General features: G+C 53.3%; 1 rRNA gene. It reads left to right on the forward strand.

Annotated features, from left to right (window positions below):
• A 16S ribosomal RNA gene (locus AB8818_RS22880) occupies window positions 1–522 on the forward strand; the annotation flags it as partial.
• Window positions 523–542 lie beyond the last annotated feature (20 nt).

Raw genomic sequence — 542 nt, forward strand, 5'->3', positions numbered from 1 at the left:
TTGGTGCCTTCGGGAACTCTGAGACAGGTGCTGCATGGCTGTCGTCAGCTCGTGTTGTGAAATGTTGGGTTAAGTCCCGCAACGAGCGCAACCCTTATCCTTTGTTGCCAGCGGTTAGGCCGGGAACTCAAAGGAGACTGCCAGTGATAAACTGGAGGAAGGTGGGGATGACGTCAAGTCATCATGGCCCTTACGAGTAGGGCTACACACGTGCTACAATGGCGCATACAAAGAGAAGCGACCTCGCGAGAGCAAGCGGACCTCATAAAGTGCGTCGTAGTCCGGATTGGAGTCTGCAACTCGACTCCATGAAGTCGGAATCGCTAGTAATCGTGGATCAGAATGCCACGGTGAATACGTTCCCGGGCCTTGTACACACCGCCCGTCACACCATGGGAGTGGGTTGCAAAAGAAGTAGGTAGCTTAACCTTCGGGAGGGCGCTTACCACTTTGTGATTCATGACTGGGGTGAAGTCGTAACAAGGTAACCGTAGGGGAACCTGCGGTTGGATCACCTCCTTACCTTAAAGAACCTGCCTTTG

It is taken from the genome of Enterobacter sp. KB-280D8 (genome assembly GCF_041399405.1).
In the GTDB taxonomy this organism is placed as follows: domain Bacteria; phylum Pseudomonadota; class Gammaproteobacteria; order Enterobacterales; family Enterobacteriaceae; genus Enterobacter; species Enterobacter cloacae_N.